The 24,405-nt window shown below is 72.1% G+C and carries 18 protein-coding genes and 1 pseudogene; 14 read left to right on the forward strand and 5 right to left on the reverse strand.

From position 1 onward, the window contains the following. Positions 1-133 precede the first annotated feature (133 nt). From ACZ6EG_RS26575 to ACZ6EG_RS26595, 5 genes are all read left to right on the forward strand, one after another. Positions 134-427, forward strand: a complete 294-nt coding sequence (locus ACZ6EG_RS26575; protein ID WP_356612674.1) for a DUF503 domain-containing protein — start codon at positions 134-136, stop codon at positions 425-427. A 37-nt stretch (positions 428-464) separates the two neighbouring features. Continuing rightward, positions 465-944, forward strand: a complete 480-nt coding sequence (gene rbfA, locus ACZ6EG_RS26580; RefSeq protein WP_356612648.1) for a 30S ribosome-binding factor RbfA — start codon at positions 465-467, stop codon at positions 942-944. Beyond that, the gene (truB, locus tag ACZ6EG_RS26585) at positions 941-1,846 is read left to right on the forward strand and encodes a tRNA pseudouridine(55) synthase TruB (protein ID WP_469608166.1); all 906 of its coding nucleotides are present in this window, start codon (positions 941-943) and stop codon (positions 1,844-1,846) included. Before rbfA ends, truB begins: the two co-directional genes overlap by 4 nt. Positions 1,847-2,102: 256 nt before the next feature. Beyond that, positions 2,103-6,200, forward strand: coding sequence for a hypothetical protein (locus ACZ6EG_RS26590; protein WP_469608169.1), 4,098 nt, complete (start codon positions 2,103-2,105; stop codon positions 6,198-6,200). 135 nt (positions 6,201-6,335) lie between these two features. Then, complete coding sequence (locus tag ACZ6EG_RS26595) at positions 6,336-7,283, forward strand: bifunctional riboflavin kinase/FAD synthetase (protein ID WP_469608172.1); 948 nt, start codon at positions 6,336-6,338, stop codon at positions 7,281-7,283. A 73-nt stretch (positions 7,284-7,356) separates the two neighbouring features. Here the strand turns inward: ACZ6EG_RS26595 and ACZ6EG_RS26600 are convergent, their stop codons facing one another. Together ACZ6EG_RS26600 and ACZ6EG_RS26605 are read right to left on the reverse strand one after the other, a co-directional pair. Further along, positions 7,357-10,530 (reverse strand): MinD/ParA family ATP-binding protein, encoded by a 3,174-nt coding sequence (locus ACZ6EG_RS26600; RefSeq protein WP_469608194.1) that lies wholly within the window; start codon positions 10,528-10,530, stop codon positions 7,357-7,359. A 339-nt stretch (positions 10,531-10,869) separates the two neighbouring features. Next, a pseudogene (locus ACZ6EG_RS26605) lies at positions 10,870-11,001 on the reverse strand (SCO5717 family growth-regulating ATPase); the annotation flags it as partial. 690 nt (positions 11,002-11,691) lie between these two features. Between ACZ6EG_RS26605 and ACZ6EG_RS26610 the strand changes: the two are divergent. Beyond that, positions 11,692-12,969 carry an outer membrane protein assembly factor BamB family protein gene (locus ACZ6EG_RS26610; RefSeq protein WP_469608175.1) on the forward strand — a complete coding sequence of 426 codons (1,278 nt, stop codon included), beginning with the start codon at positions 11,692-11,694 and terminating at the stop codon, positions 12,967-12,969. Positions 12,970-12,991: 22 nt separating this feature from the next. Here the strand turns inward: ACZ6EG_RS26610 and ACZ6EG_RS26615 are convergent, their stop codons facing one another. Then, positions 12,992-13,288, reverse strand: a complete 297-nt coding sequence (locus ACZ6EG_RS26615; protein WP_391972960.1) for a DUF397 domain-containing protein — start codon at positions 13,286-13,288, stop codon at positions 12,992-12,994. 482 nt (positions 13,289-13,770) lie between these two features. Between ACZ6EG_RS26615 and rpsO the strand changes: the two genes are divergently transcribed. From rpsO to ACZ6EG_RS26640, 5 genes are all read left to right on the forward strand, one after another. Continuing rightward, a complete protein-coding gene (gene rpsO, locus ACZ6EG_RS26620) occupies positions 13,771-14,058 on the forward strand; it encodes a 30S ribosomal protein S15 (protein ID WP_356297798.1) in 288 nt (95 codons plus the stop codon). Between the two features lie 333 nt (positions 14,059-14,391). After that, positions 14,392-16,611 carry a polyribonucleotide nucleotidyltransferase gene (locus ACZ6EG_RS26625; RefSeq protein ID WP_391972965.1) on the forward strand — a complete coding sequence of 740 codons (2,220 nt, stop codon included), beginning with the start codon at positions 14,392-14,394 and terminating at the stop codon, positions 16,609-16,611. Beyond that, positions 16,608-17,987, forward strand: a complete 1,380-nt coding sequence (locus ACZ6EG_RS26630; RefSeq protein WP_391972961.1) for a M16 family metallopeptidase — start codon at positions 16,608-16,610, stop codon at positions 17,985-17,987. Before ACZ6EG_RS26625 ends, ACZ6EG_RS26630 begins: the two co-directional genes overlap by 4 nt. Positions 17,988-18,027: 40 nt before the next feature. Next, positions 18,028-18,780, forward strand: a complete 753-nt coding sequence (dapB, locus tag ACZ6EG_RS26635) for a 4-hydroxy-tetrahydrodipicolinate reductase (RefSeq protein ID WP_391972962.1) — start codon at positions 18,028-18,030, stop codon at positions 18,778-18,780. A 25-nt stretch (positions 18,781-18,805) separates the two neighbouring features. Continuing rightward, positions 18,806-19,261, forward strand: a complete 456-nt coding sequence (locus ACZ6EG_RS26640; protein WP_469608181.1) for a tetratricopeptide repeat protein — start codon at positions 18,806-18,808, stop codon at positions 19,259-19,261. A gap of 87 nt (positions 19,262-19,348) precedes the next feature. Here the strand turns inward: ACZ6EG_RS26640 and ACZ6EG_RS26645 are convergent, their stop codons facing one another. Both ACZ6EG_RS26645 and ACZ6EG_RS26650 read right to left on the reverse strand, forming a co-directional pair. Then, complete coding sequence (locus ACZ6EG_RS26645; RefSeq protein ID WP_391972963.1) at positions 19,349-19,900, reverse strand: hypothetical protein; 552 nt, start codon at positions 19,898-19,900, stop codon at positions 19,349-19,351. A gap of 117 nt (positions 19,901-20,017) precedes the next feature. Next, a complete protein-coding gene (locus ACZ6EG_RS26650) occupies positions 20,018-20,257 on the reverse strand; it encodes a hypothetical protein (RefSeq protein ID WP_391972964.1) in 240 nt (79 codons plus the stop codon). Positions 20,258-20,432: 175 nt separating this feature from the next. On the opposite strand from ACZ6EG_RS26650, the gene thyX reads away from it, so the two are divergent. The 3 genes from thyX (at position 20,433) to ACZ6EG_RS26665 (ending at position 24,143) form a co-directional block, all read left to right on the forward strand. Beyond that, positions 20,433-21,173, forward strand: a complete 741-nt coding sequence (gene thyX / locus ACZ6EG_RS26655) for an FAD-dependent thymidylate synthase (protein WP_356612669.1) — start codon at positions 20,433-20,435, stop codon at positions 21,171-21,173. 233 nt (positions 21,174-21,406) lie between these two features. After that, complete coding sequence (gene dapA / locus ACZ6EG_RS26660) at positions 21,407-22,306, forward strand: 4-hydroxy-tetrahydrodipicolinate synthase (protein ID WP_384703989.1); 900 nt, start codon at positions 21,407-21,409, stop codon at positions 22,304-22,306. A 151-nt stretch (positions 22,307-22,457) separates the two neighbouring features. Next, on the forward strand, positions 22,458-24,143 hold the full coding sequence (locus ACZ6EG_RS26665) for a ribonuclease J (RefSeq protein ID WP_356612672.1): 1,686 nt from the start codon (positions 22,458-22,460) through the stop codon (positions 24,141-24,143). The last annotated feature ends 262 nt before the right edge of the window (positions 24,144-24,405 follow it).

The raw sequence follows: 24,405 nt of genomic DNA on the forward strand, positions 1-24,405 counted from the left end.
TGCGGTCCGGGGCCGGTCGGCGGAGAGTGAATATCCGTCGATCGGCCCCGGCCGTTCGTTGTACGGTTCTGGTGTCCCCGCCCCATGGATGGCGGGGCCACCGATCCCGTACCGGCGGGTGAACCGGTTACACATGTATGTGGGGACGCTGTCCTTCGACCTCCTCCTCGGCGACGTACATTCGCTGAAGGAGAAGCGCTCCGTCGTCCGCCCGATCGTCGCCGAACTCCAGCGGAAGTACGCGGTGAGCGCGGCGGAGGTGGATCACATGAACCTGCACCGCCGGGCCGTCATCGGCCTGGCGACGGTGTCCGGCGACGCGGGGCACCTCAGTGACGTACTCGACCGGTGCGAACGGCTGGTGGCCGGCCGCCCCGAGGTGGAGCTGCTGTCCGTCAGACGGCGCTTCCACGGCGAAGACGACTGACCAAGAACGAGAAGAAGAAAGAACGGGAGACGGACCAGTGGCCGACAACGCGCGGGCGAAAAGGCTGGCGGACCTCATCCGAGAGGTGGTGGCCCAGAAGCTGCAGCGCGGGATCAAGGACCCGCGGCTCGGCTCGCACGTCACCATCACGGACACCCGGGTCACGGGTGACCTGCGGGAGGCGACCGTCTTCTACACGGTGTACGGCGACGACGAGGAGCGCGCCGCCGCCTCCGCGGGCCTGGAGAGCGCCAAGGGAATCCTGCGCTCCGAGGTCGGCAAGGCCGCCGGCGTGAAGTTCACCCCGACCCTGACCTTCGTCATGGACGCCCTGCCGGACACCGCCCGCAACATCGAGGACCTCCTCGACAAGGCGCGCCAGTCCGACGAGAAGGTGCGCGAGGCGTCCGCGGGCGCCGCGTACGCCGGCGAGGCGGACCCGTACCGCAAGCCGGGCGAGGACGACGAGGCCGACGAGGTCGTCGAGGGCGACGAGACGGACGACACCGCTAAATGAGCGAGAAGCACACCACGCCCGACGGCCTTGTCATCGTCGACAAGCCGTCGGGCTTCACTTCGCACGACGTCGTCGCCAAGATGCGGGGCATCGCCCGGACGCGGCGCGTCGGGCACGCCGGCACGCTCGACCCCATGGCGACGGGCGTCCTGGTCCTCGGCGTGGAGCGGGCCACCAAGCTCCTCGGGCACCTCGCCCTCACCGAGAAGGAGTATCTGGGCACCATCAGGCTCGGGCAGACGACGCCGACCGACGACGCCGAGGGCGAGATCACGAGGTCGGTCGACGCCTCGAAGGTCACCCGGGAGTCCGTCGACACGGCCGTCGCCGAGCTGACCGGCGAGATCATGCAGGTGCCGTCCAAGGTCAGCGCCATCAAGATCAACGGCGTGCGGTCCTACAAGCGGGCGCGCGAGGGCGAGGAGTTCGAGATCCCCGCCCGCCCCGTCACCGTCTCCTCCTTCGAGGTCTACGACGTCCGGGACGCCGTCGCCGAGGACGGCACCCCCGTGCTGGACCTGGTGGTCTCGGTGGTCTGCTCCTCCGGGACCTACATCCGCGCCCTGGCCCGCGACCTCGGCGCCGCCGTCGGAGTCGGCGGTCACCTCACCGCGCTGCGCCGCACCCGCGTCGGGCCGTACAAGCTGGATGCGGCGAAGACGCTGGACCAGCTCCAGCAGGACCTCGCCGTGATGCCGATCGCGGACGCCGCCGGTGCCGCCTTCCCTCGCTGGGACGTGGACGCCAAGCGGGCCCGACTGCTCCTCAACGGCGTACGGCTGGAGATGCCCGAGGTCTACGCGGGCGCCGGTGCCGTCGCCGTCTTCGACCCCGAGGGCCGCTTCCTCGCGCTCGTCGAGGAGCAGCGGGGCAAGGCCAAGAGCCTGGCCGTCTTCGGCTGAGCCGGCCCGCCGCCGGAGCCCGCCCGTGGAGCGGCGACCACGGGGACTACCACTGCCGCCGCTCCACGGTCCCCCCTCGGTTCCCCCACCTCCTAGGGTGTATCCAACCTTCCCCTCCTGTTCACCCGTCCGGGCAGGCGCTCGGAGTGAACCAGGGGTGTGGAAGGGGGCGCGTTCGTCACGGGATCTGTCCCGCTGATCATCACCGGCCTACCGTCGAACACACGGCACGGGTGTACGGCGGGGAGGCTCGACGATGGCGTCGCGGAACCGGTCCCGGGAGGCGGGCAGCGACAGGGCGGCACGGCGGTCCCGGGCCGACCTCCAGGACCCGCGCGACGATGCGCGGGCCCCGGAAGCCGACCCGGGGCGGTGCCCGCCCGACGACGTCCTGATCCGGATTCACGACCTCGCCGGCCGCCCCCGCGGCGCGGGGTTCGTCGCCGACCACCACGGGACGGTGGTCACCAGCCACGAAGCGGTCGACGGTCTGCCCCGGCTCGTGCTGAGCACCGCCGGTGGCCGCCGCCGTGTGGTGGCCGCCGCCGACGTGACGCCGCTGCCCGCCCTCGGCCTCGCACTCGTCCGCGGTGCGGGCCTCGGCGTCCGGCCGCTGCCCATCAGCGCGCGGGGCCGCGTCGAGGCGGGCACGTACGTGCGGCTCGCCGCCGGCGGCTGGCGCGAGGCCCGGCTCCTGGGGGCCACCGACGTCCACTACGCGGCCACCGACCGCTTCCACGTCCTCCGTGACGCGCTGGAGCTGGCGCTCGGCATCTCGGGCAGGGACGCGCTGCGTCTCGGCGGCGGCGCGGCGGGCGGACCCGTCCTCGACCTCACGACCGGCGCCGTCCTCGGCGTCCTCGGCACCGCCCTGAGTTCCGGACACAGCGACGTCGGCTTCGCCGTGCCGCTGCCGCCCGCCCCCGGCCCCCTCGCCGCCCTCCTCGCCGAGAACGCGGCGACGGTCCCGGCCTACGGCGCCGACCTGAACCTGGCCGGCGTCCTCGCGCTCACCGCGACCTCGGTGGGGCGGGACGGTCCGCCGGGGGTGCCCGGCGGTGGAGGTTCCGGCCCGGGCGGGTTCCGGGCCGGCGTCGAGGCCGACGGCAGTGGTGGCGCCGCTGCCGTGGCCCCGGTCGAGCGGGCCGCCGTGGCCAGGGAGCTCACCGCCTTCACCCGAAGCCCCGCCCGTGTGCTCGGGCTGGTCGGCGCACCCGGCAGCGGCCGTACGACGGAACTGGCGGCCCTCGCCGTCCGCCGCTCCCGGAGCACCGAACCGGCACCCACGCTGTGGCTGCGGGGCGCCGAGCTGCGCGACGACGACAGGTCGCTGGCCGACGCGGCGCGCAGGGCGCTCGCCCGGGCCGCGCGCCTAGTGGCCGCGGCGGACCCGGCACGTCCCGCGGGCCTCGGCGACATCACCCCGGAGCGCCTCGCCCGTCTCGCCCGCGCCGCCGGGCGCCCGCTCCTGCTCCTTCTCGACGGCCCCGAGGAGATGCCGGCCGTCCTGGCCCACCGCCTCCCCGAGTGGACCGAGGGCACGGCGGCCTGGCTCGAGGAGACGGGGACACGGCTCGTCATGGCCTGCCGAGGCGAGTACTGGGAGCGGGCCGGCGCGGAGTTCCCGGCGGAGCTGCTGTACGGGGCGGTGCGGCGCGCGTCTTCTTCGGCAGCGGTTGTGGGGGAGTGGCGGACGGGGCGTGGGGCGGGGGCGCCGTTGCCTGGCTTCGCTGCGGGTGGTGCGGGGAGTGCCGGTGGTGCGGTCCGGGCAGTCGGGGGTGTCGCCGGGGTCGTCGGCCGGGTGGGGGGAGGCGATGCCGCCGGGGTGTCGGAGGTGGAGGTGATCGCCGGTGACGCGTCGGGTGCGGAGGCGGTCGCCGGCGGTCCGAGCGCCCGCGCGGGCGTCGTAGGGGAGCCGTCGTCCGGGTCGGCGGGCGGGACGCGGTCGCCCTCCTCCGCCTTCGGGGCGTGCGGTCCGTTCGGGGGGCGTGTTCCGTCGTCCGGGATCGTGGTGGGCGGGCTGTCGTCCCGGGCCGCCCAGGGCGGGTCGTCGGCCGGGGTTGGGTCGGGGACGGCCGGGTCGTCGTCCGAAGGCGTCGGTTCTCCGCCGGAGGCGGACTGGATGCCGTGCGGGGGGTCCGGGGCGTCGGCCGCCCCGGCCGGGACCCAGGCCGTGGCGGTCCGGGCGTCGGGCGAACCGGTCGGCGTGGGGCGTCCGCCCTGTGTCCGCGTCGGCGACCTGCGCGACGACGAGGCCCGGGAGGCGCGCGCCCGCTACCGCCTGCCGGACGGAGCCCTCGCGGCCCCGGACGACCGGCACCCCCTCACGCTGCGCCTGCTCGCGGAGGTGTACGAGGCCCTCCCCGGACCCCCGCCCCCCGCCCGCGTCGACCGGGACGGGGTCTTCGCGGCCTACCTGGACCTGATCTGCCTGCGCGTCGCGACCCGCCTCGCGGCGGAGAACGGCCTGCGCGGCACCGCCGTACGCCGACTCGCGGCGAAGGTCTCCGGGCAGGTGCACGAGGCCGCCCGGCGCAGTCTCGGCCCCGGGCGGGGGGAGCTGGACCGCGAGTCGTTCGAGGTCCTCTTCCCGCGGGGGCAGGCGCCCGCCCGGCTCGGCGGCGGCACCGGCTGGGCGGCCGCCGTACTGGCCGAGGGTCTCCTCGTCCCCGCCGGCGCCGGGTACCGCTTCGCACACGAGGAACTCGCCGACTGGATCCAGGGCACGCACCTCGACCTGGACGAGGCCCTGCGCGCCCTCGTCCACCACCGCGGTACCCCGCACGAACCCCACGCCCTGCCCGTGCCGCACCACCGCATCGGCCCCGTCGCCGAGGCGGTACTGCTGCTCGGCCGACAACACGGTATCCCCCAACTGGCATTGACTCTCGAAGAGTTGGTCACCGCGCTCGACGCCGACCCGCATTCCTGGTGGGCCGCACGGCTGGTCGCCGACGTACTGACGCGGGTGCCCGACGCGACGCCGTACACGGAGGTGCTGCGGCTGCTCGCCGACGGCATCGCCGAACGCGGCGGCGAAAGGCGGACGCCGGAGGAGTTCGGCCCCGCCTTCTGGACCACCCTGCGCCTCCCGCAGGCCACGCGCCTGGACCTGCTCCGCCGCCTCGTCCTCGCCGACGGCCCCCCGCACGAGCCCGGCCCCCGCCACCTCGACACCGTCGCCGAACTGCTGGCCGCGGACCCCACGACCGTGCAGCCGCTCCTCCTCCGCTGGTTCGACGACGAACGGCCCCTGCCCGCCACCCCGCACGCGACCGTCGCCACCGCCGCGCAGGCGCTGCTGCACACCCACCGCCACCGCGGTCTGGACGGCCTCACCGAGGCACTCGTCGACAGCCCGCACCGACGGGCCGACGAACTGCTCGCCGTCCTGGCCGAGGACGAACCGTCCGCCCTCTGCCGGGCCGTCGAGCGGTGGGCCCGGGACGAGCGGCCGGCGCGCCGGGCGGCCGCCGTGACCCACGGCCTGCGCACCGCCCCGCACGCACGGACCGGCGCCGACCGCACCCTGCTGCGCCACGCCGCCCTGGTCCTGCTCGCCGGCCCGGCCGACGATCCCCTGCACGGCGGCGCGCTCGCCCTGCTCGTCCAGGACCCCGAGAGCCGCGACCGCCACCTCCCGAGGGCCCTCGACCACTTCGCGGCCGGTGACCCCTACCTCCCGCCGAGCGCCATGGCCGCCGCCCTGCCGGCCCACCCGGAGCCCGTCCTCGCGGCCTTCCGCGCCCGGCTGCGCGGCCCGGACTCCGGGGAGGCCCTGCGCAGACTCACCGACGCCACGACGCCGGCGCTCGCCCGACGGGTCGCCGTCCTCCTGGGGGACGCGGTGGCGGAGCGCCCGGAGACCGCCGGGCACGTGGCGGCGTACGTCGACCGGCGACTGGACCACGACCCCGCGGCCCGTTCCGTCCTCCACCCCCTGGTCACCGCCCTGCTGGACGACGGCCCCGAGCCCGTACGGGCCGCGCTCGCCGGTGTCCTGGCCGACGACGGCCCGCCCGGCCGCGGGCCGCTCCGCCGCGAGCTGCGCGAACACCTCCTGGCCCGCGAGCAGGACCCCGCCGTCCTGGAGGCGCTGCTGCACGCGGCCGTCCGGTGCGAGGGCGAGCACCTGCGCGTCCTCGTCCACCGCACCGGCCTGCTCCTCGTCCGCACGCCGGACGGCGCCACCCGTTTCGACCGCGGTCTGGTCGACCTGGCACGCCACCTCCCCGGATTTGCCGCCCGAGTGACCGGCTGGCTGGCCGACGCGCCGCAGGACTGGGCCGCGCTGGTGGGTCCCAGCGCGCGCCGTACGCTCGAGAATCTGGCGGGCGCCCGGGTCCCCGCGTGACCGGGGTCCGCTCCGCGGGGCGTGCACCCGGTCACAGCGCGCATACCGATGCGGGCGGGAAGCGGACGGCATGGCACTCTTAGAGCTGCGTAAGAGGCATCGACTCCGACGAGTTTGCGACAAGGAGCAGACACAGTGCAGCGCTGGCGTGGCTTGGAGGACATCCCCGAGGACTGGGGACGCAGCGTCGTCACCATCGGCTCCTACGACGGCGTCCACCGCGGGCACCAGCTGATCATCAAGCACGCCGTGGACCGCGCCCGCGAGCTGGGCGTCCCCACCGTCGTCGTCACCTTCGACCCGCATCCCAGCGAGGTGGTCCGCCCCGGCAGCCACCCCCCGCTGCTCGCCCCGCACCACCGCCGCGCCGAACTGATGGCGGACCTGGGCGTGGACGCGGTGCTGATCCTGCCGTTCACGACGGAGTTCTCGAAGCTGTCCGCGGCTGACTTCGTGGTGAAGGTGCTGGTCGACCGGCTGCGCGCCAAGGCGGTCGTCGAGGGCCCCAACTTCCGCTTCGGCCACAAGGCGGCCGGGAACGTGGACTTCCTGGTCGAGCAGGGCAAGACCTACGACTTCGAGGTCGAGGTCGTGGACCTGTACGTGACCGGTGAGGCGGGCGGCGGCGAGCCGTTCTCCTCCACCCTCACCCGCCGCCTCGTCGCCGAGGGCGAAGTCGCGGGCGCCGCGGAGATCCTCGGCCGACCGCACCGTGTCGAGGGCGTCGTCGTCCGGGGCGCCCAGCGCGGCCGCGAGCTCGGCTTTCCCACGGCCAACGTGGAGACGCTCCCGCACACCGCCATCCCGGCCGACGGCGTCTACGCCGGCTGGCTGCACGCGCAGGGCGAGGTGATGCCGGCCGCGATCTCCGTGGGCACCAACCCGCAGTTCGAGGGCACCGAGCGCACGGTGGAGGCGTACGCCATCGACCGCGTGGGCCTCGACCTGTACGGCCTGCACGTCGCCGTGGACTTCCTGGCCTTCGTACGCGGTCAGGCGAAGTTCGAGACGCTGGACGCGCTCCTGGAGCAGATGGCCGAGGACGTGGAGCGGTGCCGCGGCCTGATCGCGGCGGCATCGTAGCGCCGAGCCCCTCCCCGAGACGCCGAAGGGCGGCCGGTGCCCACGAGCACCGGCCGCCCTTCGTCGTCCGTGGCTACTGCTGGGGCGGCTGCGGAGGCGCCTGCGGAGGCGCCTGCCCCTCCTGCTGACCGGGCTGCGGGTATCCGTAACCCGGCGGCTGGGCGTACGGCCCGCCCGGCTGGGGGTACGGCTGCCCGGGCTGCTGCGGATACGGCTGCCCCGGCTCGGCGTACTGGGAGGGCTGGCCGGGCATCGCCGGCGCACCGGGCTGGCCGGGCATGGGCTGCTGACCCGGTACGGGCTGACCCGGCACCTGCTGGCCCGGGTAGTTCTGGCCCGGCATCGGCGGTGCCGCGACCGGCGGCGGGTTGCCGTCGGCCGTCCACAGGCCGTGCGACTGCTGGTGGCGGACGAAGTCCTCGGCGACCATCGCCGAGAGGTTGAAGTACGCCTCCCGGACCTTGGGCCGCATCATGTCGAGGTCGACCTCGGCGCCCGCGGCCAGGTGCTCGTCGAACGGCACCACGACCACGCCCCGGCACCGCGTCTGGAAGTGCCCGACGATGTCGTCGACCTTGATCATCTTGCCGGTCTCGCGGACCCCCGAGATGACGGTGATGGACCGGGAGACCAGGTCGGCGTACCCGTGCGCGGACAACCAGTCCAGCGTCGTACTGGCACTGCTCGCACCGTCCACGGACGGCGTCGAGATGATGATCAACTGGTCGGCGAGGTCGAGCACCCCGCGCATGGCGCTGTACAGCAGGCCGGTGCCCGAGTCGGTGAGGATGATCGGGTACTGCTTGCCGAGTACGTCGATCGCGCGCCGGTAGTCCTCGTCGTTGAAGGTCGTGGACACGGCCGGGTCGACGTCGTTGGCGATGATCTCCAGCCCGGACGAGGCCTGGGAGGTGAACCGCCGGATGTCCATGTACGAGTTGAGGTACGGGATCGCCTGGACGAGGTCGCGGATGGTGGCGCCGGTCTCGCGGCGCACGCGACGGCCGAGCGTACCGGCGTCCGGGTTGGCGTCGATCGCGAGGATCTTGTCCTGCCGCTCGGTGGCGAGCGTGGAACCGAGGGCGGTGGTCGTGGTCGTCTTGCCGACACCGCCCTTGAGGCTGATGACGGCGATGCGGTAGCAGGACAGCACCGGGGTGCGGATCAGCTCCAGCTTGCGCTGCCGCTCGGCCTCCTCCTTCTTGCCGCCCAGCTTGAAGCGGGAACCGCCGGAGGCCGGACGGCTGCTCTTCGCCTTCTGCCGCTTGTTGTTGAGCAGCCGGTCCGACGACAGCTCCACGGCCGCGGTGTAACCGAGCGGCGCGGCACCGGGGTTGGTGGGCTGCCGCTGGTCGTGCTGTATCGGCTGCGGCCAGGCGGCACCGAGACGGGGGTCGACGGGCGGCTGCGGCGCCGGAGTATGGGGGTGCTGGGCCTGCTGGGCCTGCTGGGCCTGATCCGGCTGGCCGGGCTGGCCAGGGTGGCCGGACTGAGCGGGCTGACCGGGGTGGTGCAACGCCTGGGGGGCGTACGCCGCTTCAGGAGCATGCGGGGCCTGCGGGGCCTGCGGGGCCTGCGGGGCTTGCGGGGCCTGCGGGGCTTGGTGCGGTTGCTGAGCGAACGGGAGCGGGGGAGCCTGTGGAGCCTGCCCCTGGGGGCCTTGTCCCTGCGGCTGGTTCGGCTGGTTCGGCTGGGCCATCGGCCGGGCCGGTGGAGTCTGCGGGGCGAAGCCCTGCTGTGCCGGGTGCGGAGCGGCCTGCGGGGGCTGCGCGTCCGCCTGGGGCTGACCCTGCGGCGGTACGCCGGGCTGAGGCTGCTGCCCGTACGGCGGGGGCGCCTGGGGGAAGCCGTAACCGCCGGGCTGCACCGGAGGATGGGCCGGGTGAGTCGCCGCACCGGGCTGCGGGAATCCGTAACCTGCGGCTGCACCGGCCGCAGGCCCCTGCACGCCGCCCGGCTGCTCGACCGCAGGCCGCGTTGCCGTCGGAGGCGTGGCGCCCGGGTGAGGGAAGCCGTAACCGGCCTGCGGCGCCGGCTGTCCGGGCGCCTGGTCGGGCGGCAGCGGCGCGGGACTCCATGCGGCGGGCGCCGGCTGTGGGGCCTGCGGCTGGAACGCCGGCTGCTGGACCGGGACGTTCGGCTGCTCCGGAGCGGCGGGGGCGGGCTGCGGCTGCGCGGGCCACTGATGCGCAGGCGCGGGAGCAGCGGGAGGGTACGACGGGGGCAGCGGCGGCAGTCCGCCCTGCGACGCGGATGCCGTCTCGGCAGGACGGGCGTCCTGCGGCTCGTCGTCCGCGGGGGCGGCGGCATCGGCCGGAACGGCGTCCGCCGGATCCGCAACGGGGACCACGGCCTCCGCCTCGGGCCGGGCGTCCTCAAGGTGAGGCTCCGCGTCCTCGGGCGCGTCCTGGGCCGGCATCCTGTCCTCGGGCTCGGGCTCGGGCTCGGGCTCGGCGACCTCGGCCACGGGAGCGACCGGCTCGGCCTCGACGTCCTGAGCCGGACCGGCGGGACCGGACTCGCCCACGCCGCTGCCCGCGGCACCGGAAACCTCGTCGGACTCGTCGGATTCCTCGGCCTCGCCGGAAGCTTCGGAGCCGACGACGTCCTCCACGCTCCCCGGCCTCTCGGCCGCACCGTCCCCGTCGGCTGGGTGGCCCTCCTCGCCGGATTCGGCGGGCTCAGAAGCGTCAGCGGGGGCTGGACTGTTGTCGAGTCCCGGGCCGTCGGTGAGATCCGGACCATCGGTGACCACGGACCCGTGGCCGCGCTCGGGTCCACCGGAGTCCTCCGCCACCGCGAAGTTCACGTGCGGGGTGCCTTCACCGGCCGCCTCGGAAGCGACGGAGTCCCGCTCGGCCGTGACCTCGGGTTCACCGACCGCGGACGTGGAACGCTCGTCCCGCCCTTCGTCCTGCCGGGCATCGTCCGCAGCGGCGCGCTCGGCGATCTCCCGCTTCAGGGCGGCCGAGGAGAAGCGCATGGTGGCGCCGTTCTCCAGGTCGCCGTTGTCGGTCTCCGGCTCGTCCGCGGGCGGGGGAGCGGGGGCTTGCAGATGGAAGCCACCGGCAGGGAACGCCGGCACGGCCGTGGGGGACGCCGGGCCCGGAACGGGGGCGGCCGCCTCCTCCGGCTCCGGCCGCACCTGGGGTTCCGGCCGCGCATCCGGCTCGGGCCCCGCATCCGGCTCGGGCCGCGCCTGCGGCTGCTGCGGCTCGAATCCGCTCCCGATCGGCAGCCTGGGCACGCCGGTCGGTCCGCCGGCGGAGGGCACGGGCGGCGTGAACGGCGCGGGCGCCGGCGCGGGCGGCGTGAAGGGGGCTCCCGGAGCGGGTGCCGGGGGCGGCGGCGCGAAGGGAGGCGTCGGAGTGGGAAGGGAGGAGGGGCCGCCGGACGGGTTCGCGTGCGGTGGCGGCGTCAACCCGGGCAACGGCGGAACCGGCCCACGAGGCGCGGCCGGAGCGAAAGGACTGGAAGAACCGGAAGGACTGGAAGAACCGGAAGGAGCGGCGGCGGACGAGGACCCGGCGCCCGAACCGCCGGCCGAGCCCGCTCCCTGTCCCTGGTCCGCATCACTCGACGCGTTCTGCGTGTACCAGGCGGGCGGTGCGTAGTCGATGGTGAACTCGCCCGTCGTCTCGTTCGCGGACTCCGCGTCGGGCTGGTCATCGCCGGGTGTCGCCCAGCCCCCGCGCATCCCGTCCCGATCGCTGCTCACAGTTCCTCCTGATGTGGTCGAGCACCCTCATACCGTGCTGGGGCGACCGTTTTCGTCGTCCGACGTTGTCCGAAGTGAAACGAGGTCGTCCGATCGTCGGCCCTCCCCGTACGACGCCGACGCCCGGGTCACGGGTTCTGGCGTCGCGCCGGGACCCAGCCTAATCACCACACGCCCCGCCCCGGCAGCCCCGTCCTCACCCCAGCATCCGCCCTGTGCGTCACAGCCTGACCCGAAGTGCCGTACCTCGTTTCCGAATCCGTGCATGCGCCATGCGACATCCACGAACAAGTCGGACAGAAACCCGGCATGTGCGGTGGGGGCCGACGCCGGGTCACCCCGTGTGTGCCCGTACGTGATCAAGGCACCGGCATAGTTGGAGCGCCTCCCGTCATCCCATCGCGGGAATTCCCAGGAACAGGAAGAGGACCCACGCGTGAGCTTCGGCCCGCCCCCCTCCATGACCCAGCCCCCGCCGCGCGCGGAGACCCGCGAGCCGAAACGCGGTCGGAAGGTGCTGGCGGGCCTGCTCGCGGTCGTCGTCGCCGCGGGACTGGCCTGCGGCGGTTGGCTGTTGTGGGGCGAGGGCGGGGACACCGCGTCGACGGACAAGGCGCGGGCCGCGGACGCGCAGGGGCCCTCGACGTCCGGGAGACGGTCGAGAAGCAACCCGCGAGCACCGTGGGAGAGATGGCCTTCCGCTTCTCCGTGGACGACATGGTCCCCGGGGAGCACGTGGAGATGCCGGGGATGTGGGCCACGGACCGCATCCTCGCCAAGGGCGTCAACAAGACCCTCGTCGGCATGCGGATCGGCACCGACGTCGCGCCCGGTGAGGAGGAGTGGAGGCTCGGGCTGGACGGCCCGATCTGCGGCTACACCCGCCATGTGACCGGCGACCACCGGACCGCCGTGCTCTTCCGCGCGAACGATCAGGAGGAGGACGCGTACTGCAACCAGGTCGCCTTCGTCGACCTCGACGACGGACGCCTGGTCTGGGAGGACCGCTTCCCCTACTCCGTCGCCGGTCCCGGCCCGGGTATGGCCACGGGCCGCAGCAGCCAGGACCGGCCGAGCGTGACGCTGACGCACGACACGGTCGCGGTGACCTGGGGCGGCGGCACCATCGGGTACGACATGGAGAAGGGCACGAACCGGTGGGCCACGAAGGCCACCGCCCCCTGCCAGGACATGGGAGCGGCCGGCGGACGCGCCCTCCTCGTCCGCCAGCAGTGCTGGAGCACCGACGAAAGCGTGCCGGACGCATCCTGGCAACACGTCACCTACAAGGTGCGCAAGGTGGACCCGGTCACGGGCCGGTCCCTGTGGACGTACTCGGCAGCGAAGGGCATCCGGGACCTGAGCGTGCCGTCCAGCGAGCCGGCGGTCCTCGCCGTCGCCGGCGGCGACACCGAGATCACCGACCTGCTGTCCCTCGACGACAAGGGACGCAACCGCGCCACGGTCAGTCTCCGCAACGGCGCGTACGTCGCCGACTGTGCGTACACCGACTACCTCGTGATCGACGACTGCCCGACCGTTGCCGTCGGAGCGGGGCAGGTGTTCATCCGCAGCAAGGACCAGTCGGAGAAGCAGGTCTCCAACTGGATCATCGGCTTCGACCTGGCGACCGGGAACACCACGAAGAAGTTCGACTCGGGTCCGGGCTCCCTGCTCCAGCCGTTGCGGATGAGCGGGGACCGGCTTCTCGCCCTGCGCCTGAGCAATGACCACATCTCGCCGAACGCGCTCGTCTCCCTGGACCCCGAGAAGGACAAGGAGACGCCGTACTTCTACTTCGACCTGCCGAGCGAGGGCGAACCGCTGACGAACGAGAACGACGTGGTCGTCCAGGACGGGCGGATCTTCTTCGGCGCCAAGTCCGCGAACGGTCCGTCCGGCGAGCAGAAGAAGCAGTGGACCTACCTGGTCCTGGGCATCGGAAGCAGCGCGGCGGCAGGACCGTGACGGTCCCAGTCGTCCCGACGCCTCATTCCGGGTCGGCGGCTCCGTCCCGCGTCGCCGGCTCCAGATCGAACTCCCCGTCCCGCGCCCCGAGCACGAAAGCCCGCCACTCCGCCTCCGTGTACCGCAGCACGGTGTCCGGGTCGAGCGACGACCTCATGGCGACGGCGCCCGCGGGAAGGTAGGCGATCTCCACCCGCTCCTCGTGCTCCTCGGTGCCGGGTGCGCTGTGCCACTCGACGCCGGAGATGTCGAGGGAGTAGAGCTCGTCCCTCTCCCGCTCCTTGCGTGCCCGCAGTTCCCTGTCCTCGGCGTCGGCCATCGCGGCTCGGTCCTTCCTGCTGTGCCAACGAGCTGTGCGGTCACCCTACTTGCCGCGGTTCTCCCTGATCAGCGGTTTGCCGATGTAGCGGGTGCGGATGACCGGCAGGAGTGAAGGCGGCCTCCCGAAGGCGATGCCGGCGAGTCCGCCGGGCGGGACGTCACGTGAGCGGAGCCACGCGAGCGGCGCAAGGTACCCGGAGCCGGAGCCGGAGCCGAGCCCCCATAGGATGGCCCCCGCCCGCCCCCGTCCGTACCCAGGTCGCCCGCCCAGGCTCGCGCCCAGGCTCGCGCCCAGGCCCGCGTCCAGGCCCCTCCGCCCAGGCTGGTACGCTGTGTGACGGCCGTTTGTGTACGCGCCCCCGGAGCCTTGAAGCCCTGGAGGTCGCGCCCAGCGGATCCCCGCCTTCCGAGTCACGGAAGATTCCCCGAGAAGTAGACCGGGGGCACTCGGTGGGCACTCACAGACCCAGAGGAGTACGCGTGTCGCTCGACGCCGCAGTGAAGAAGCAGATCATCTCCGAGTTCGGTACCAAGGAGGGCGACACCGGCTCCCCCGAGGTCCAGGTCGCTCTGCTGTCCCGTCGGATCTCCGACCTGACCGAGCACCTCAAGGCCCACAAGCACGACCACCACTCCCGTCGTGGTCTGCTCATCCTGGTCGGTCAGCGCCGCCGGCTGCTGCAGTACCTGGCCAAGAAGGACATCCAGCGCTTCCGTGCGCTGGTCGAGCGCCTCGGCATCCGCCGCGGTGCGGCGGGCGCCAAGTAAGACGCCGTGAAGGGGGCGGTTCCCATCGTTCGGGGGCCGCTCCCTTTGCTGTACGTGCGCGGTGTCGCCACGGCTTTGTAGTGTGGTAGCAGAACAGCAAGACGCACGACGCACGACAAGAACGAACGCACGACAAGTACGACGCAGGACACGAACGACACGAGGAGAAGCGCGCCTCGCCGCCGCCGGTCCTCGGTAGTGGCCCCCGGGGGCAGAACCCCGGGTGCTTCGATCGAAGACCGGCCCGCACCGGACGCAGCGCTTCTCCACCCCCGTCCCCCCGCCACACGGGCGAGGCGGGACAAAAGACGACACGTAATGGAGAAAACGCTAGTGGAGAACGAGACCCACTACGCCGAGGCCGTCATCGACAACGGCGCCTTCGGTACCCGCACCATCCGCTTCGAGACGGGCCGCCTGGCCCGCCAGGCCGCCGGCTCCGCCGTCGCCTACCTGGACGACGACACCATGGTGCTGTCGGCCACCAGCGCCTCGAAGAACCCCAAGGACCAGCTCGACTTCTTCCCCCTCACGGTGGACGTCGAGGAGCGGATGTACTCCGCCGGCAAGATCCCCGGCAGCTTCTTCCGCCGCGAGGGCCGGCCCTCCGAGGACGCCGTCCTCACCTGCCGCCTGATCGACCGCCCGCTGCGCCCGTCCTTCAAGAAGGGCCTGCGCAACGAGATCCAGGTCGTCGCGACGATCATGGCGCTCAACCCCGACCACCTGTACGACGTCGTGGCGATCAACGCCGCCTCCGCGTCCACGCAGCTGGCCGGTCTGCCCTTCTCCGGCCCGGTCGGCGGCGTCCGCGTCGCGCTGATCCGCGGCCAGTGGGTGGCCTTCCCGACGCACACCGAGCTCGAGGACGCCGTCTTCGACATGGTCGTCGCGGGCCGCGTCCTGGAGGACGGCGACGTCGCGATCATGATGGTCGAGGCCGAGGCCACCGAGAAGACCATCAAGCTCGTCGAGGGCGGCGCCGAGGCGCCCACCGAGGAGGTCGTCGCCGCCGGTCTGGACGCCGCGAAGCCCTTCATCAAGGTGCTCTGCCGCGCGCAGTCCGACCTCGCCGCCAAGGCCGCCAAGCCGACCGGCGAGTTCCCGATCTTCCTGGACTACCAGGACGACGTCCTCGAGGCGCTGACCGCCGCCGTCAAGCCCGAGCTGACGCAGGCGCTCACCATCGCCGGCAAGCAGGAGCGCGAGGCCGAGCTGGACCGCGTCAAGGCGCTCGCCGCCGAGAAGCTCCTGCCGGAGTTCGAGGGCCGCGAGAAGGAGATCTCCGCCGCGTACCGCTCGCTGACCAAGTCCCTGGTCCGTGAGCGCGTCATCAAGGAGAAGAAGCGCATCGACGGCCGCGGTGTCACCGACATCCGCACCCTGGCCGCCGAGGTCGAGGCCATCCCGCGCGTCCACGGCTCCGCCCTGTTCGAGCGTGGCGAGACCCAGATCCTGGGCGTCACCACCCTCAACATGCTCCGCATGGAGCAGCAGCTGGACACGCTGTCGCCGGTGACGCGCAAGCGCTACATGCACAACTACAACTTCCCGCCGTACTCCGTCGGCGAGACCGGCCGCGTCGGCTCCCCGAAGCGCCGCGAGATCGGCCATGGCGCCCTCGCCGAGCGCGCCATCGTGCCGGTGCTGCCGACGCGCGAGGAGTTCCCCTACGCGATCCGCCAGGTCTCCGAGGCCCTCGGTTCCAACGGCTCGACGTCCATGGGCTCCGTCTGCGCCTCCACCATGTCGCTGCTGAACGCCGGTGTGCCGCTGAAGGCCCCCGTCGCCGGTATCGCCATGGGCCTGATCTCCCAGGAGATCAACGGCGAGACGCACTACGTCGCCCTCACCGACATCCTCGGTGCGGAGGACGCCTTCGGCGACATGGACTTCAAGGTCGCCGGCACCAAGGAGTTCGTGACCGCCCTCCAGCTGGACACCAAGCTGGACGGCATCCCCGCCTCCGTCCTGGCCGCCGCCCTCAAGCAGGCCCGTGACGCCCGCCTCCACATCCTCGACGTGATGATGGAAGCGATCGACACGCCGGACGAGATGTCCCCGAACGCCCCGCGGATCATCACGGTCAAGATCCCCGTGGACAAGATCGGTGAGGTCATCGGCCCCAAGGGCAAGATGATCAACCAGATCCAGGAGGACACGGGCGCCGACATCACGATCGAGGACGACGGCACGATCTACATCGGTGCCGCCCAGGGCTCGCAGGCCGAGGCCGCCCGCGCCACGATCAACGGCATCGCCAACCCGACCATGCCCGAGGTCGGCGAGCGCTACCTGGGCACGGTCGTCAAGACGACCACCTTCGGCGCGTTCGTCTCCCTGCTGCCCGGCAAGGACGGACTGCTGCACATCTCCCAGATCCGCAAGCTCGCCGGCGGCAAGCGCGTGGAGAACGTCGAGGACGTGCTCGGCGTGGGCGCCAAGGTCCAGGTCGAGATCGCCGAGATCGACTCCCGCGGCAAGCTCTCCCTGATCCCCGTGATCGACGGCGAAGCAGGCGACGACGACAAGAAGGACGACGCCGACCAGTGACGTCCCGTAGCGCCAAGGCGACGGCCCGCACCTCCTCGGAGGCGCGGGCCGTCGCCCGTACCCAAACCCTGATCAAGGGCGAGCACGGCATCGGTACGGTCCGCAAGACCACCCTCCCGGGCGGCCTGCGCATCGTCACCGAGACCCTCCCCTCGGTCCGCTCGGCGACCTTCGGCATCTGGGCGCACGTCGGCTCCCGCGACGAGACCCCGGCCCTGAACGGCGCCACCCACTACCTGGAGCACCTGCTCTTCAAGGGAACGCGCAAGCGCAGCGCGCTGGACATCTCCTCCGCCCTCGACGCGGTCGGCGGCGAGATGAACGCGTTCACGGCGAAGGAGTACACGTGCTACTACGCCCGTGTGCTCGACACCGACCTGCCGCTCGCCATCGACGTGGTCTGCGACATGCTGACCGGCTCGCTCATCCGCGAGGAGGACGTCGACGTCGAGCGCGGCGCGATCCTCGAAGAGATCGCGATGACCGAGGACGACCCGGGCGACTGCGTGCACGACCTGTTCGCGCACACCATGTTCGGCGACCACGCGCTGGGCCGCCCCGTCCTCGGCACCGTCGACACGGTCAACGCCCTCAGCGCCGACCGCATCCGCCGCTTCTACAAGAAGCACTACGACCCCACCCACCTGGTGGTCGCCGCGGCCGGCAACGTCGACCACAACAAGGTCGTACGACAGGTCCGCGCCGCCTTCGAGAAGGCCGGCGCCTTCCGCGAACCGGTGGCCGCACCCGTCGCCCCGCGCGACGGCCGCCGCACCCTGCGCACCGCCGGGCGCGTCGAGCTGATCGGCCGCAAGACCGAGCAGGCCCACGTCATCCTCGGCATGCCGGGGCTGGCCCGCACCGACGAGCGCCGCTGGGCGCTGGGCGTTCTCAACACCGCCCTCGGCGGCGGCATGTCCTCCCGCCTCTTCCAGGAGGTACGGGAGAAGCGCGGCCTGGCCTACAGCGTGTACTCGTACACCTCGGGCTTCGCCGACTGCGGCCTCTTCGGCGTCTACGCGGGCTGCAGGCCCTCCCAGGTGCACGACGTGCTGAAGATCTGCCGCGACGAGCTGGACCACGTCGCCGAGCACGGCCTCACCGACGACGAGATCGGCCGTGCCGTCGGCCAGCTCCAGGGCTCCACGGTCCTCGGCCTGGAGGACACCGGCGCGCTGATGAACCGTATCGGCAAGAGCGAGCTGTGCTGGGGCGAGCAGATGTCGGTCGACGACATGCTGACCCGGATAGCCTCGGTCACGCCGGACGACGTCCGCGCGGTCGCCCGCGACGTCCTGGGCAGGCGGCCCTCCCTGTCGGTCATCGGCCCGCTGAAGGACAAGCAGGCGTCCCGGCTGCACGACGTCGTCGCCTGACACTGGCGGCCCCGACACTCCCGGTAAGGAAGCGAACAACATGAGCAAGCTGCGCGTGGCCGTCCTCGGTGCCAAGGGCCGGATCGGCGCCGAGGCGGTACGGGCGGTCGAGGCCGCCGAGGACATGGAGCTGGTGGCGGCCCTGGGCCGCGGCGACAGCCTGGACACGCTGGCCGAGTCCGACACCCAGGTCGCCGTCGAACTGACCACCCCGGCCTCGGTGATGGACAACCTCGACTACTGCGTACGCCACGGCATCCACGCCGTCGTCGGTACGACCGGCTGGACCGACGAACGCCTCGCCCAGCTGACGGGCTGGCTCGACGGTTCCCCGGAGACCGGCGTGCTCATCGCGCCCAACTTCTCCATCGGTGCCGTACTCACCATGAGGTTCGCGCAGATCGCCGCCCCGTACTTCGAGTCCGTCGAGGTCGTCGAGCTGCACCACCCGAACAAGGTGGACGCCCCCAGCGGTACCGCCACCCGCACCGCCCAGCTGATCGCCCAGGCCCGGCAGAAGGCAGGCTCCGCTCCGGCGCCCGACGCCACTGCCACCGCCCTGGACGGCGCCCGCGGCGCGGACGTCGACGGTGTCCCGGTGCACGCGATCCGCCTGCGCGGGCTGCTGGCCCACCAGGAGGTCCTGCTCGGCGGCGAGGGCGAGACCCTCACCGTCCGGCACGACTCCCTGCACCACAGCAGCTTCATGCCGGGCATCCTGCTGGGCGCCCGCCGGGTGGTGACCACTCCGGGCCTCACCTTCGGCCTGGAACACTTCCTGGACCTGAACTGAGACCCGGACCGAGCTACAGCCCCTCATGCGCGCGAAAATCTCCTACGCCCTCACGGCCGGCGTCCTGGTCTTCTACTTCGCCCTGGTCGGCAGCCGCGGCGTCATGCTGATCGGCACGGGCACCGTCCTCACCGTGACCTTCGGGATCGCGGTGCTGATCCTGCCGGTGATCGGCCTGTGGTTCCTCTGGAAGAACACCCAGTTCGTCCGCCGGGCCAACGCCCTCGCCGCCGAACTCGACGCCGAGGGCGGACTGCCCGTCGACGAACTGAGGCGCACCCCCAGCGGGCGGGTCGACCGGGACTCCGCCGACGCGGTCTTCGCCCTGCGCAAGGCCGAGACGGAGGACGCCCCCGGCGACTGGCGGAGCTGGTTCCGCCTGGCCGTCGCCTACCACGACGCCCGCGACACCCCCCGCGCCCGCAAGGCGATGCAGCGGGCGATCGCCCTGCACGACGGCAAGCCGGTCGAGACGGCCTGAACGCCCGGGATGCCGGCGACAGGGGCTGGGGCCCGGACCGCACCGCGGTCCGGGCCCCAGCCCCTGTCGTGAGCGTGTCGCGGGCGCTCAGCCCTGCCGGTACTCCGCGGCCCACGCCTCCACCGTGTCGGCGGCCCGGTCGAAGGACTCCTCACGGGCGAGGAAGTCGGCGCTGTGCGTGGTCAGCAGGGGCGGCAGGGTCTCCCCGGACCGGCCCTGCCGGACGAGGAGCAGCGCCTGTCCCTGCACGGTGCGCGGCAGCCCGAGCCAGCGCACCGGCTGCTGCACCGTACGCACGCTGGAGACCTGCTCCCAGGCCACCGTGCGCGTGCTGAGGAAGCCCACCTGACGCACGCCCCGCGCGCTCACCCAGGCCCCCATGCGCAGCAGGCGCAGGGCGCAGACGATCATGACGACCGCGATGGCGAAGACCGCACCGGCGGAGGACAACGGAGCCGTGGCCGCGATGATGACCCCCGCGAACAGCACGAACGAGGCGAGCAGCAGCATCAGCGCCGCCGCCCCCACCCGCCAAGGCCCCGGCCGGTAGGGCCGGCGCCACAGGTCGCGGTCGTCGTGGGGCAGCGCGACGTCGTCGGTGTCGAAGGCGCGGTCGGCCGTCAGGAAGGGCAGGGGCACGGCTGGTCCTCACTCGTTCCATGGCACGTTCTGTGCCCGGTGAGGCTACCGACCTGTGTCACCGGTCACCACCTTCGGGGCCCCGGATGGAGTCAGAGGGACCGGCCCGCGACGCGCCTAACGGGGCTCGGAGGCCTGTGACGGCTGCTTGTGACCGGACGACTGGTCGGCCGACAGGGCGGGCATCCCGATCACCAGGGAGCCCACGATCCCGGCGACGAGGGTGAGGCCGAGCAGCCAGCGCCCGGCCATCTGGCCCACGGACGCCCGCTCCCGGGGCGGGGGTGTGACATTGCTGCGGAACCTGTCGGCTTCGGCGACGAAGGCGAACGGCACGGGTTCACGCCGGCGGATCATGGAGGCTGCGTCTCCCTTCGGGGAATGAATGCATCGCTGTTACTCATACAGACGAACGAACGCCCCCGCGGGTGCCCTGTTTCACCGACTTCATCGCGGCACGCCACCGATGGCCCCTTTCGGCGGGCCGTAGAGTGGCCCTCGCCAAGCGACAAGATGGGAAGGCCCTGCACCCGTGACCGACACCCCCGCCGACGATTTCAAGATCGACCTTCGCAGCGACGTCACCGTCGAGCTGGTCAAGAGCGCCGCGACCGACTCGGACGTGCTGTTCGCCGCCCGCGTCTCGACCGCCGGGGAGCAGTCCCTCGACGAGCTGAAGAAGGACCCGGAGCGCTCCAAGGGCCTGATCAACTACCTCATGCGGGACCGGCACGGCAGCCCGTTCGAGCACAACTCGATGACCTTCTTCATCAGCGCCCCGATCTTCGTCTTCCGCGAGTTCATGCGGCACCGCGTCGGCTGGTCGTACAACGAGGAATCGGGCCGCTACAGGGAGCTCCAGCCGGTCTTCTACGTGCCGGACACCTCCCGCAAGCTGGTCCAGCAGGGCCGCCCGGGCAAGTACGTCTTCGTCGAGGGCACCGCCGAGCAGCACGGCCTGGTGAGCCGGTCGATGGAGGACTCCTACCGCGAGGCCTACCGGACCTACCAGGAGATGCTCGCCGCCGGCGTCGCCCGCGAGGTGGCCCGCGCGGTGCTCCCCGTCGGCCTCTACTCGTCGATGTACGCCACCTGCAACGCCCGCTCGCTGATGCACTTCCTCGGCCTGCGCACCCAGCACGAACTGGCGAAGGTCCCGTCCTTCCCGCAGCGCGAGATCGAGATGGTCGGCGAGAGGATGGAGGAGCAGTGGGCCCGGCTGATGCCGCTCACCCACGCGGCCTTCAACGCCAACGGCCGCGTGGCCCCGTAACCTCCCGACCGCCCTCCCGGACCGTGTGCCCGGCGGGCCCTCGGGCACAGATGTACGCATCAGCCACCCGAAGTGTCCGTATTGCGGCGTTCTGAGAAGTTCACTTAGCCTGATCAAAGGGACCCGGCACTGCTTGAACCCCCGAGCAGGCAGTGCCGGGCTCCACCTCCCTCCCGACCTGCCGCCTCCCCCGAGGGCAGACCCCGCCCTGAGCAACGAGTAGCGTGTAACCCATGGCTCCGACCTCCACTCCGCAGACCCCCTTCGGGCGGGTCCTCACCGCCATGGTCACGCCTCTCAAGGCGGACGGCGCACTCGACCTCGACGGCGCGCAGCGGCTCGCCGCCCATCTGGTGGACGCAGGCAACGACGGCCTGATCATCAATGGCACCACCGGCGAGTCCCCCACCACCAGCGACGCGGAGAAAGCGGACCTCGTACGAGCCGTCCTGGAAGCCGTCGGCGACCGGGCACACGTCATCGCCGGAGCCGGCACCAACAACACCCAGCACAGCATCGAGCTGGCCCGCGCCGCCGAACGCGCCGGCGCGCACGGCATCCTGCTCGTCACGCCGTACTACAACAAGCCCCCGCAGGACGGCCTGTACCTGCACTTCACGGCCATCGCCGACGCCACCGGCCTGCCGGTCATGCTCTACGACATCCCAGGCCGCAGCGGCGTCCCGATCAACACGGAGACGCTGGTCCGCCTCGCGGAGCACCCGCGGATCGTCGCGAACAAGGACGCCAAGGGCGACCTCGGCCGCGCCAGCTGGGCCATCGCGCGCTCCGGCCTCGCCTGGTACTCCGGCGACGACATGCTGAACCTGCCGCTCCTCTCCGTGGGCGCGGTCGGTTTCGTCTCCGTCGTCGGCCATGTCGTCACCCCGGAACTGCGCGCCATGGTGGACGCGCACGTCGCGGGTGACGTACAGAAGGCACTGGAGATCCACCAGAAGCTGCTCCCGGTCTTCACCGGCATGTTCCGTACCCAGGGCGTCATGACCACCAAGGCCGCGCTCGCCCTCCAGGGACTGCCCGCCGGACCGCTGCGCGCGCCGATGGTCGGCCTCACACCCGAGGAAACCGAGCAGCTCAAGATCGATCTTGCCGCCGGCGGGGTACAGCTCTGACAACAGACTTGGCACCACCGCACGACCGGACTTCACAACTGAATACGCGGGCCACCGGTGCCCGCACCCCACCACGACAATTGCTTCTGCACGAACGTCACGCGCGCCACGTGCCCACCGGTACGTGGCGCGTGTGGTTGAGGAGAGTCTTTTGAGTCATCCGCATCCTGAACTGGGCCGGCCCCCGGCGCTCCCCAAGGGTGGCCTGCGGGTCACCCCCCTGGGCGGCCTTGGCGAGATCGGCCGCAACATGACGGTCTTCGAGTACGGCGGCCGTCTGCTGATCGTCGACTGCGGAGTGCTCTTCCCCGAGGAGGAGCAGCCCGGAATCGACCTGATCCTGCCGGACTTCTCGTCCATCCGGGACCGCCTCGACGACATCGAGGGCATCGTCCTCACCCACGGTCACGAGGACCACATCGGCGGCGTCCCCTTCCTCCTCCGCGAGAAGCCGGACATCCCGCTGATCGGCTCCAAGCTGACCCTCGCGCTCATCGAGGCCAAGCTCCAGGAGCACCGGATCCGCCCCTACACCCTCGAGGTGGCCGAGGGGCACCGCGAGCGCGTCGGTCCCTTCGACTGCGAGTTCGTCGCGGTCAACCACTCCATCCCGGACGCGTTGGCCGTCGCCATCCGTACCCCGGCGGGCATGGTGGTCCACACCGGCGACTTCAAGATGGACCAGCTCCCGCTGGACAACCGCCTCACGGACCTGCACGCCTTCGCGCGCCTGAGCGAGGAAGGGATCGACCTCCTCCTCTCCGACTCGACGAACGCCGAGGTCCCGGGCTTCGTCCCGCCCGAGCGCGACATCTCCAACGTCCTGCGCCAGGTCTTCGCGGGTGCCCGCAAGCGGATCATCGTGGCGAGCTTCGCGAGTCACGTGCACCGCATCCAGCAGATCCTGGACGCGGCGCACGAGTACGGCCGCCGGGTCGCCTTCGTCGGCCGCTCGATGGTCCGCAACATGGGTATCGCCCGGGACCTCGGCTACCTGAAGGTCCCGCCGGGCCTGGTCGTGGACGTCAAGACGCTCGACGACCTGCCGGACAGCGAAGTGGTCCTGGTCTGCACGGGCTCCCAGGGCGAACCGATGGCAGCCCTGTCCCGCATGGCCAACCGCGACCACCAGATCCGCATCGTCGACGGCGACACGGTGATCCTGGCGTCGTCACTCATCCCCGGCAACGAGAACGCGGTCTACCGCGTGATCAACGGCCTGACCCGCTGGGGCGCGCACGTCGTGCACAAGGGCAACGCCAAGGTCCACGTCTCGGGCCACGCCTCGGCCGGCGAGCTGCTGTACTTCTACAACATCTGCCGGCCCAGAAACCTGATGCCGGTCCACGGCGAGTGGCGCCACCTGCGCGCCAACGCCGAGCTGGGCGCCCTGACCGGCGTCCCGCACGACCGCATCGTCATCGCCGAGGACGGCGTCGTCGTCGACCTGATCGAAGGCAAGGCGAAGATCGCCGGCAAGGTCCAGGCGGGCTACGTCTACGTCGACGGCCTCTCCGTCGGCGACGTGGGCGAACCGGCGCTCAAGGACCGCAAGATCCTCGGCGACGAGGGCATCATCTCCGTCTTCGTGGTCATCGACTCGTCCACCGGCAAGATCACCGGCGGCCCGCACGTCCAGGCCCGGGGCTCCGGCATCGAGGACTCGGCCTTCGCCGCCGTGCTCCCGAAGGTCACGGAGGTACTGGAACGCTCGGCACAGGACGGGGTCGTCGAGCCGCACCAGCTCCAGCAGCTGGTGCGCAGGACCCTCGGCAAGTGGGTGTCGGACACCTACCGACGCCGGCCGATGATCCTCCCTGTCGTCGTGGAGGTCTGACGGCCCGTCGGGTCTCCGACAGCGTCAACCAGGAGCGGGGCGCCTCGATTTGCATCGGGGCGCCCCGCTCCAGTACGTTTACATCTCCGCTCGGACGGGCACCCGACCACTTCGTGGTTCGGAGTCGACCCCGGGGGGCGGAAATTCCGGCTCAGAATCTCTGATAAAGTCGGAACCGCCGGAAAGGGAAACGCGAAAGCGGGAACCTGGAAAGCACCGAGGAAATCGGATCGGAAAGATCTGATAGAGTCGGGAACGCAAG

The sequence above is a fragment of the Streptomyces sp. NPDC041968 genome (assembly GCF_055589025.1).

Coding starts and splice junctions, on each gene's coding strand:
- ACZ6EG_RS26575 (WP_356612674.1), top strand. CDS start 134: ATGTATGTGGGGACGCTGTCCTTCGACCTCCTCCTCGGCGACGTACAT.
- truB (WP_469608166.1), top strand. CDS start 941: ATGAGCGAGAAGCACACCACGCCCGACGGCCTTGTCATCGTCGACAAG.
- ACZ6EG_RS26590 (WP_469608169.1), top strand. CDS start 2,103: ATGGCGTCGCGGAACCGGTCCCGGGAGGCGGGCAGCGACAGGGCGGCA.
- ACZ6EG_RS26610 (WP_469608175.1), top strand. CDS start 11,692: ATGGCCTTCCGCTTCTCCGTGGACGACATGGTCCCCGGGGAGCACGTG.
- ACZ6EG_RS26615 (WP_391972960.1), bottom strand. CDS start 13,288: ATGGCCGACGCCGAGGACAGGGAACTGCGGGCACGCAAGGAGCGGGAG.
- dapB (WP_391972962.1), top strand. CDS start 18,028: ATGAGCAAGCTGCGCGTGGCCGTCCTCGGTGCCAAGGGCCGGATCGGC.
- ACZ6EG_RS26640 (WP_469608181.1), top strand. CDS start 18,806: ATGCGCGCGAAAATCTCCTACGCCCTCACGGCCGGCGTCCTGGTCTTC.
- ACZ6EG_RS26650 (WP_391972964.1), bottom strand. CDS start 20,257: ATGATCCGCCGGCGTGAACCCGTGCCGTTCGCCTTCGTCGCCGAAGCC.
- dapA (WP_384703989.1), top strand. CDS start 21,407: ATGGCTCCGACCTCCACTCCGCAGACCCCCTTCGGGCGGGTCCTCACC.